Source organism: Novosphingobium sp. Chol11 (assembly GCF_945870625.1).
GTDB lineage: Bacteria > Pseudomonadota > Alphaproteobacteria > Sphingomonadales > Sphingomonadaceae > Novosphingobium.
In genome coordinates, this window is record NZ_CAMBTS010000121.1 from 1 (window position 1) to 8,636 (window position 8,636).

At 65.4% G+C, this 8,636-nt stretch carries 7 protein-coding genes and 1 pseudogene; 2 read left to right on the plus strand and 6 right to left on the minus strand.

Annotated elements, in window-relative coordinates; genetic code table 11:
* Positions 1-279 precede the first annotated feature (279 nt).
* From Q0O40_RS14275 to Q0O40_RS14285, 3 genes are all read right to left on the minus strand, one after another.
* Positions 280-798 carry a hypothetical protein gene (locus Q0O40_RS14275; RefSeq protein WP_295531279.1) on the minus strand — a complete coding sequence of 173 codons (519 nt, stop codon included), beginning with the start codon at positions 796-798 and terminating at the stop codon, positions 280-282.
* Positions 799-801: 3 nt separating this feature from the next.
* On the minus strand, positions 802-1,746 hold the full coding sequence (locus tag Q0O40_RS14280; protein ID WP_295531282.1) for a methyl-accepting chemotaxis protein: 945 nt from the start codon (positions 1,744-1,746) through the stop codon (positions 802-804).
* Between the two features lie 211 nt (positions 1,747-1,957).
* Positions 1,958-3,397 carry a methyl-accepting chemotaxis protein gene (locus tag Q0O40_RS14285; protein WP_295531285.1) on the minus strand — a complete coding sequence of 480 codons (1,440 nt, stop codon included), beginning with the start codon at positions 3,395-3,397 and terminating at the stop codon, positions 1,958-1,960.
* Positions 3,398-3,543: 146 nt separating this feature from the next.
* On the opposite strand from Q0O40_RS14285, the gene Q0O40_RS14290 reads away from it, so the two are divergent.
* Positions 3,544-4,839: an MFS transporter gene (locus tag Q0O40_RS14290; RefSeq protein WP_295531288.1), complete on the plus strand. Its 1,296-nt coding sequence runs from the start codon at positions 3,544-3,546 to the stop codon at positions 4,837-4,839.
* On the opposite strand, the gene rsmD is transcribed toward Q0O40_RS14290, so the two are convergent.
* Together rsmD and Q0O40_RS14300 are read right to left on the minus strand one after the other, a co-directional pair.
* Complete coding sequence (rsmD, locus tag Q0O40_RS14295) at positions 4,766-5,362, minus strand: 16S rRNA (guanine(966)-N(2))-methyltransferase RsmD (RefSeq protein ID WP_295531291.1); 597 nt, start codon at positions 5,360-5,362, stop codon at positions 4,766-4,768. The genes Q0O40_RS14290 and rsmD overlap by 74 nt on opposite strands.
* Positions 5,362-6,411: a pseudouridine synthase gene (locus Q0O40_RS14300; RefSeq protein WP_295531294.1), complete on the minus strand. Its 1,050-nt coding sequence runs from the start codon at positions 6,409-6,411 to the stop codon at positions 5,362-5,364. The genes rsmD and Q0O40_RS14300 overlap by 1 nt, the downstream gene beginning before the upstream one ends.
* 113 nt (positions 6,412-6,524) lie before the next feature.
* Between Q0O40_RS14300 and Q0O40_RS14305 the strand changes: the two genes are divergently transcribed.
* Positions 6,525-7,856, plus strand: coding sequence for an MFS transporter (locus Q0O40_RS14305; protein WP_295531297.1), 1,332 nt, complete (start codon positions 6,525-6,527; stop codon positions 7,854-7,856).
* On the opposite strand, the pseudogene Q0O40_RS14310 reads toward Q0O40_RS14305, so the two are convergent.
* Positions 7,857-8,636, minus strand: a pseudogene (locus Q0O40_RS14310) (bifunctional folylpolyglutamate synthase/dihydrofolate synthase); the annotation flags it as partial. It abuts the gene before it with no gap.

Below are 8,636 nucleotides of genomic sequence, written 5' to 3' on the forward strand. Positions count from 1 at the left end.
CACTGGCGTGCTTTTTGCGAGATTTTCTTGGCTGTTTTGGAATCGGCCATCGATTCCACCATCATGGTCGTGCCATAGCCGAGCATGGCGCACGATGCGACTGAGAGCACCCAGATCAGCAGACACCCAGCAAAGATGGTTTTGATCACTTGCACGATGCCGTTCTCCGCTTGCCGAAGATTTCTAAAACGGCGCTGGTTGCAGTTCGGTTAACTCCCGCAGGTTTGGGCAAGGTGGGTCAAGGGCGGGCCTCGGCTGGGGGTGATCACCGTTGCTCGTTCAGAATTCGCTCCAATCGCCGCCCGCCTGCGGCATCGCCGCCATGTTTGAAGCAGGCGGGGCAGGGGCTCGGGCTTTCGTTGCGGCGCGCTTTGCGATGATTGTTGGCGCAGATGGGGCGATGCGGTGGATCGCCGCTTCCGGGGCGGCCACAGACCGACGCGCCCGGCCTTGATCCGATTCGCGCGCCGACGACCGCCGCACCCGCGCGGGGTCCGCCAGTGCGTCAGGCCTTGACCCAAGATCGCGGGTCCGGAAGCTTTCCACGATTCCGATCAGGGTCTGGGCTTGGTTCGAAAGGCTGCGGGTGGCGGCAGATGATTGCTCGACCATTGCGGCATTTTGCTGCGTCATCCGCTCCATCTCGTCCATCGCGGTGGTCACTTCGGTCAGACCCTCCGCCTGCATCGAGGCCGAGCTGGCGATCTTGTCGATCAGCGCGTTGATCTCGGCAACCCCGCGCACGATGCGGTCGAGCTTCTCGCCCGATTGGCCGACCAACTCCACGCCAGTGGCCACTTGCTAGCCGCTGTTGGTGATCAGCGACTTGATGCTCTGCGCAGCCTCGGCTGAGCGCTGCGCGAGGGCGCGCACTTCGGTGGCCACGACCGCAAAGCCGCGGCCCGCCTCACCGGCGCGGGCCGCCTCGACCCCGGCGTTGAGCGCGAGCAGGTTGGTTTGAAAGGCGATCCCATCGATCACCGCGATGATCTGGCCGATTTCCTCCGCTGAGCTTTCGATCGCCGACATCGCGCTGATCGCGCGGCGGACAACTTCGCCGCCGGCGCTGGCTTCTTCGTTGGCGGTGGTGACTGATCGCTGCATCGCGAGCGCGCCCGATGCGGTTTCGCGCACCAGCGTGCTCATCGATGTCAATGAACCGGCAATCTGGGTCAGGCGCGAGGCCTGCGCTTCGTTGCGCGCGGCAAGGTCCTCGGTCGCGTCGGAAATCTCGGCTATGCTGCCGTGCACGCTTGCCGTGCCGACCCGCACTTTGCCCAGCGCGGACGAAAGCGCCACAACGGCGGCGTTGAAGTTGGTGCGGAGCAATTGGTAGTCTTCGGGAAAAGCTTCATCCAGCACGAACTCGAGATCCTTGTCCGCCAGCTTCTGCAACCCGGCCGAGATCGCGCTCACCACTCCGCGCTGCTCCTGGTTCAGCCTTTCCACCTGGAGCGCGTTGGCGCGGAATGTCGCCATCGCGCGGGCCATCCTCCCGACACAATCGCGATAATCGCTGAAATTGATTACATTGGCAGTGTCGCCAGCGGCCAGCGCTTCCATCCGCACCACCGTGGTCACATAGGACGTGCAGATCAGTTTGCTGCTGATGGCAACGGTTATGACCATGGCCATCAGCGAGGCCGCCGCGATCATCACCGCCATCGCCGGGCTGCCCCCCGCCGCGGCCAGCATCACGGCGAGCAGGGAGACAACGCCGAGCGCGCCGTGGATCGCCAGAAGCAAGCGGAACTTCTGGCGAATGGGGGCGTGACGTTCAAACCATTGCAACATAAAACCGGCACTTCCCGTTTGTGTCTTGACGCAGTTTTTATGGTCCCGAGGAGTTTTAGCCGGGAAGTCCATGGTTATGGTCAATCGGGACTAAGCGCTTCCGCTTAGCGCGCCTCGCCGGCTTTTAAGGCAGTTCGGTTAAGCGGCAAGCTTGCGCAGTTGTTCAGAATTCGCTCCAACTATCATCTGGCGCTGCCTTGATCGCGAGGTTTCCGCTGACCGGGAGCGCCTTGGCAGGTGCCCGCCGCGGGGCCGGTTCCATCGCGGGCGACACCGTCGCAAAAGCTGGCTTGGCCACGATCGGCAACGCAGCGCGCACAGGCGCAGCATCGCCGCCATGCGAGAATCTGGCCACGGTGTCGTTCAGCAGTCCGGCTTCTTCGGCCAGGCTGCGCGCGGCGGCGGTGGTCTCTTCCACCATCGCGGCGTTCTGCTGGGTCATTGTATCCATCTGACCGACGGTCGTGTTCACATTGCCCAACATTTCGGTCTGCTTGGTAGCGGATTCGGCGATTTCCTTCACGATTTGGCTGACTTCGCCGACCCGGCCAACAATCTGCCCCAGTGCCTTGCCGGTCTCGCCGACGAGCGAAACCCCGCGTTCCACATGCTGGCCGCTGGTGGTGATCAAGCTCTTGATCTCGCGCGCCGCATCCGCCGATCGCTGCGCCAGCGCGCGCACTTCGTTGGCCACCACGGCAAAGCCGCGCCCGGCATCGCCCGCGCGGGCCGCTTCCACTCCGGCGTTCAACGCAAGGAGATTGGTCTGAAAGGCAATGCCATCGATCACGTTGATGATCTGGCTGATCTCCTGCGACGAAGTCTGGATCATGGTCATCGCCGAGATAGCCTCCTCCACCACACGGCCACCATTGGTCGCCTCGCGGTGCGCATCGGCAACCGACACGTTGACTTCCACGACGCTGGTGGTGTTTTCCGCTACCAGCGCGGTCACTACGCGCATGTCAGAGCTGGCCTGCTGCAGCGAGGCAGCCTGCTGCTCGGTGCGTTTGGCCAGATCGTCGGAGGCGGCGCGGATTTCCACCGATGCATTCTGGATCCGCACGGTCGAGGCAGCAACGCCGCCGATCGACGCCTGCAACGTTTCCGCCGCAGCGTTGAAGCTGTTGCGCAGCAGTTCGTAGTTCGCCGGGAACTGCTCGGTTACCCGGTGCGCCAGATTGGCCTTGGCGAGCTGCGCGAGCGCCTCGCGCAAAGGCGGCACGATCACATTTTGAGCAGCATTTAATTCGTTGACCGAAACAGCATTGGCGCGAAAGGTTTTCACCGCCTTGGACATGCGGCCCACGCAATCGCCATGCTCCGTTCGCAGGATCGGGCTGGCAAGATCGCCTGCCGCCAAACCTTCCATGCGTTTAACAGTCTCGACATACGGAGTGCAGATTGCCTTGCCCGAGACAAGCACGGTCATCGCCGTGGCGACCAGAACGAACAGCGCGGCGATAAGCGGCAAGGCTGGCCCGCCGGCCAACGCTGCCCATCCGGCGGCCAGAACGGTGATCGCCGCCAAGCCGCAGTGAACGAACAGCAGGACACGAAATTTCGTACGGATCGGGGCATCCCGTTCAAACCATGATAGCATCGCGCGCGCCTCTTGTTTTCTGCAGTTTCAAAGTTTCAATTGAATATCTCCAAAGGGGCTTAGCCATTGCCGGTTGAGAACTTTTGAGGACCCGCTTACGTAGTGTGCGCGCTCGTCACCGCAGATGTGGAATGGTTTTGAATAACATGGGGTCTGATCAAGGGCGAAGCGGTCACCCCGTTCGCCAGCACGCGCGTGTTCTCACGGCCAGTCTGGTGGGCACAGCGGTCGAGTTCTACGATTTCTACATTTATGCCACTGCCGCCGCGCTCGTCATCGGGCCGCTGTTTTTCCCCGTGCAATCACCGGCTGCGCAAACGCTGCTCTCGTTCATGACCTTTGGCCTGGCGTTCTTTGCGCGTCCCGTGGGCGCGCTTGCATTTGGCCACTTCGGCGACCGCATTGGCCGCAAATCGACGCTGGTTGCCTCGCTTTTGCTGATGGGCGCGTCCACTTTCCTGATCGCGTTCCTGCCGACATATGCGATGGCCGGGCCGATCGCGCCCGCGCTGCTGTGCGTCCTGCGGTTCGGGCAGGGCTTTGGCCTCGGCGGCGAGTGGGGCGGGGCGGCGTTGCTCGCGGTGGAAAACGCGCCCAAGGGGTGGGAGGCGCGCTTCGGCTCGGCCCCGCAGCTCGGCGCGCCGCTGGGCTTCTTCTTTGCCAACGGGCTGTTCCTGCTGCTCGGCCTTGGCCTGTCAGACGCGGATTTTGCCAGCTGGGGCTGGCGCGTGCCGTTTCTGGCGAGCGCGGTGCTGGTGGGCCTCGGCCTATGGATACGCCTCCGGATCGGCGAGACCCCGGCGTTCAGCGCCGCGATGGAGGCCGCCCCGCCTGCCGCCGTGCCGGTGCGGCGGCTGCTGCGCGATCATCCCGGCGCGGTCGCGGCGGGCACGGCGGGGGTCGTGGCTTGCTTTGCGATCTTCTATCTCTCGACCACGTTCGCGCTTTCATTCGCCACCACCACGCTCGGCTATGCCAAGCAGGAATTTTTGGCGATCCAGCTTGGCGCCAACACTTTCCTCGCGCTCGGTATCCTTGTGGCGGGGTGGTGGGCGGACAAGACCTCGCCGCGTACCGTGCTTGCCGCCGGGGCCGCACTTGCCGCGCTCATCGGTCTCGTTTTTGGCAGCGGGCTGGCCTCGGGCTCGGTGCCCTTGGTTTTTGCCACGCTGGCTTCAGCGTTGTTCGTCATGGGGCTGGCATATGGCCCGCTCGGCTCGTGGCTGCCCACGCTCTATGCGGTGCCGGTGCGCTACACCGGGATCTCGCTGGCGTTCAATCTGGGCGGCATCATCGGCGGTGCGCTGGCCCCTTTCGCAGCCGCGTGGCTCGCGGGGCAGGGCGGTGCGCCGCTGGTCGGGCTGGTGCTTACAGCGGCGGGGCTGGTGACGCTGGCTGGGGTGTTTCTGGCGCGCGGACAGGCTTCAGCCGCATCAAGGTAATCCGCGCCTTGCCCACCTTGCGGTCCGCATCCACTTCGCAGCCGCGCACTTTGGGTTCCTCGTTGAAGGCGGTCTCCAGGCTGATCCAGGTGCCTTCGCCGATCCAGCCCAGCCGTGTCAGCTTCTCGATCGCCACTTCGCCCGCGCCCGTGCCATAAGGCGGATCGAGCATCACCAGATCGAGCGGGGCCTTGGCCATCCCGAGGCCGAGCACCGAAGCGGCGCGCACGTCGCAGCGCTGCGCCGCCTGAAACGCAGCAATGTTGGCGCGGATGGCGCGGATCGCGGCGGCATCCTGCTCGACAAACACGGCATGCGCCGCACCGCGCGATAGCGCCTCCAGCCCCAGCGCGCCCGATCCGGCAAACAGATCGGCTGCAGTCAGCCCGTCAAAGCTGCCCAGGCGGCTGGTGAGCATCGAAAACAGCGTCTCGCGTGTGCGGTCGGCGGTGGGCCGGGTGGCGTCGCCAGCGGGCGTCTGCAGTTTGCGTCCGCGCCATTCGCCCGCAATGATCCGCAGCATCAGTCGCGGCCCTCGGGGCGCTGCGGCGAATTGCGCGCGCGCTCGACGCGCCGCGCGGCCTGCGCTGCGGCATCGAGCGGCGCTGCAGCCGGATCAAGCCCGAGCAGCGACTTGCGAAACCGCTCGACCATCACTTGCGGCACTTCCTCCGCCGCGCCGCGCGGTAGGTCGGCCAGTTCGAACGGTCCGTAAACCGTGCGCAGCAGCCGCGAGACTTGCAGCCCCAGATGTTCGAGCACGCGGCGCACTTCGCGGTTCTTGCCCTCGGTCAGGGTCAGTTCGATCCACTGGTTGCGCCCGGTGCTACGCTCCATGTTGGCGTTGATCGGGCCATAGCGCACGCCCTCGATCTCCACCCCTTGCATCAGTTCTTCAAGCTGATCCTGCATCACCGGGCCGAATGTCCGCGCGCGGTATGTGCGCGGGATGCCGGTGGAGGGCAGTTCGAGCGCGCGTTTGAGCTCGCCGTCGTTGGTCAGTAGCAGCAACCCTTCGGTATTGAGATCGAGCCGCCCCACCGGGATCATGCGCGGCGTGCCCGGCGGCAGCGCATTGCGCAGCGCGGTGTAGATCGTCGGGCGGCCCGTCGGATCGCGCTCGGCGGTGATCAGCCCGGACGGCTTGTGAAAGCGGAAAATGCGTGCAGGCGCCGCAGGGGCGACCGGCTTGCCATCCACGCTCACCCCGCGCAGGTTTTTGAGGATCGTGGCCGGCGTGGTGACGACGTCCTCGCCAAGCGTGACCCGCCCCTCGGCGATCAGCCGCTCTACCTCGCGCCGCGAGGCAACCCCCGCGCGGGCCAGCAGCTTGGCGATCCGGTCGCCCTCACGCGGGGTTCCATCATCGGCCAGCGCGCGCTTGAGCGGCACAGCGGCCGCCTTGGGCGTGCGCGGCACCGGGATCTTGTATGTCGCAGGCTTGCTGCCGCTGCCCCAGCCGCCGCCTCCACCGGAGTCATAAGGCGTTCGCGCTGGAGCAGTGGGCCGCGAACCTGCACGGTCATTGGATCGTGGAGGCCGGCCACTCCGGTCTTTCGGGGGAAAAGTCATGGCCGGGGCCTTACGCTCAAACGCGCGATCCGTCACCCCTGCGTCATCAAGCGCTGGCGCGGCGGGATTTGGACGCTAGTCTCGGCCGCATTAATCAAGGAGCGATTGCATCGATGAGCGCAGACATGTCCGGACAGCGCAGCCTTTGGCAATCGGTGCAGCCCTATCTCGAAAAGGAATCTCTCGCCGCGTTCTTCCTCGGCATATCATCTGGCTTTCCTTTTGCGATGATCGGCGCGACTTTGACCACGCGGTTGGCGCAGGACGGGATCGACAAGAAAACCGTCACCGCCTTCACGCTGGCGTTTCTGGTCTATAATCTCAAGGTTTTCTGGGCGTGGCTGGTCGATGGCGTGCGATTGCCGATCCTGGGCAGCCTAGGCCAACGGGTGTCGTGGATGCTGCTGGCGGGCGCGCTGGTGATGGCCGCCGTGGCCAATCTGGCGCTGGTCGATCCATCGGCTGATCTTGGCGCCACGGTGCTGGCCGCCGTGCTGGTCGGTGCCGCTGGCGCGACGTTCGATATCGTGATCGACGCCTACCGGATCGAAACGCTCAAGCCGTATCAGCTCGGCACCGGTTCTGGCATGAGCCAGTATGGCTGGCGGATCGGATCGACCGGCGCGGCGGCGCTGGCGCTGGTCATGGCGGCGCGCACCGGGTGGAGCGCGGCTTATCTCGCCTGCGCGCTGTTTGCATTGCCTGCGATGATCACGGCGGTGGTGCTGGGCGAGCCTGTGCGGCACCGCGAACCGGCCCGGCGCCGGGGCATCCGCGAAGCGTTTTCCGCCATCATCGGCCCGTTCGGCGAGTTTTTCCGGCGCGATGGCGCGTGGTTGGTGTTGCTGTTCATCCTCCTTCATAAAGTCGGCGATACGCTGGCGAACCTCACCTTCCGCCTGCTGTTCGATGATCTGGGTTTCACCAACGACGAGATTGCGATCTGGGATGTGGGCGTCGGCTTCTGGGCGCTGCTGATCGGTGTGTTCATCGGCGGCGTGGCCTATGCGCGCATGGGGCTGAAGCGCTCGGTGCTGCTGGCGCTGGTGCTGATGGCGGTCTCTAACCTGTCGTTCGCAGCCCTTGCCGCTGCCGGGCATTCCAATCTCGGCATGGCCGCCGCAATCGGGTTTGAAAACATCGCGTCGGGCTATGGCGGCGTGGTCGTCATCGCGTATTTCTCGGCGCTTTGCGACCTTCGCTATACGGCGGCGCAATATGCGCTCATTTCCGCCAGTGCCAGCGTGCTCGGCCGTTTCGCCACCGGCACCACAGCGGGCGGGCTGATTGAGGGGATGGGCTATGTCAATTTCTATATCCTCACCACCGCGCTCGCGCTGCCGGGGATCGTGCTGTTCTGGTGGATGAGCCGCAGCGGGCTGGTCGATGCCGCGATGGGCACGGCGGGCGAGGTGGAGGCGCGCGACGTCAGCGCGGTAAGCTGATCAATCCGGCAGCTCCGCATTGAGCCGCAGCACCTCGCCCGCCAGATAAAGCGAGCCGACGATCAGCGCGTCGCCCTTTGGCGGCAGCGCGGCGAGCGCCTGCGCCACGCTGGCAAAGCTGGCAATCGGCAGCGGGGTGAACGGGGCGAAGTCTTCAGGCTTATGCGCGTCATGCCCCGGCGCAGGCACGATCGAGACTGACAGCGCGCGCCCCGCCAGCGGCGCAAGGATCGCGCCGGGGTCTTTGTTCGCCAGCATGCCCATCACGATGTGCAGCGGCGGCTCGCCTGCCAGATGGCGCGCAATCGCCAGCCCCGCGTCGCGGTTATGCCCGCCATCGAGCCAGACAGTGCGGCCTGGCACCAGCGCGGTGAGCGGACCCGCTCCGAGCTTCTGCAACCGCGCGGGCCAGCGCGCATTGCGGATGCCGGTAGCCATTGCCTCCGCGCTCACGCTGACAGCGCTCTGATGGCGCAACATTGCCACCGCTAGCGCGGCATTGTCCGCCTGATGCGCGCCGGGCAGCGCGGGAAGCGGCAAGTCGAGCGTCCCGCGCGCGTCGCGGTAATGGATCGTCTCGCCCACATCGGCCCACCAGTCGCGCCCGCGCAGCATGACCGGCGCACCGATCCTGCCCGCCGTCGCCAGCACGCTGGCCAGCGGCGAGGCGGCATAGCTTTGCGTCACCAACGGCACGCCCGGCTTGGCAATGCTCGCCTTCTCAAACGCGATCCGCGCCAGCGGTTCCTCGGGCGTGCCCGCTTCGGGGGCCAGCAGGAA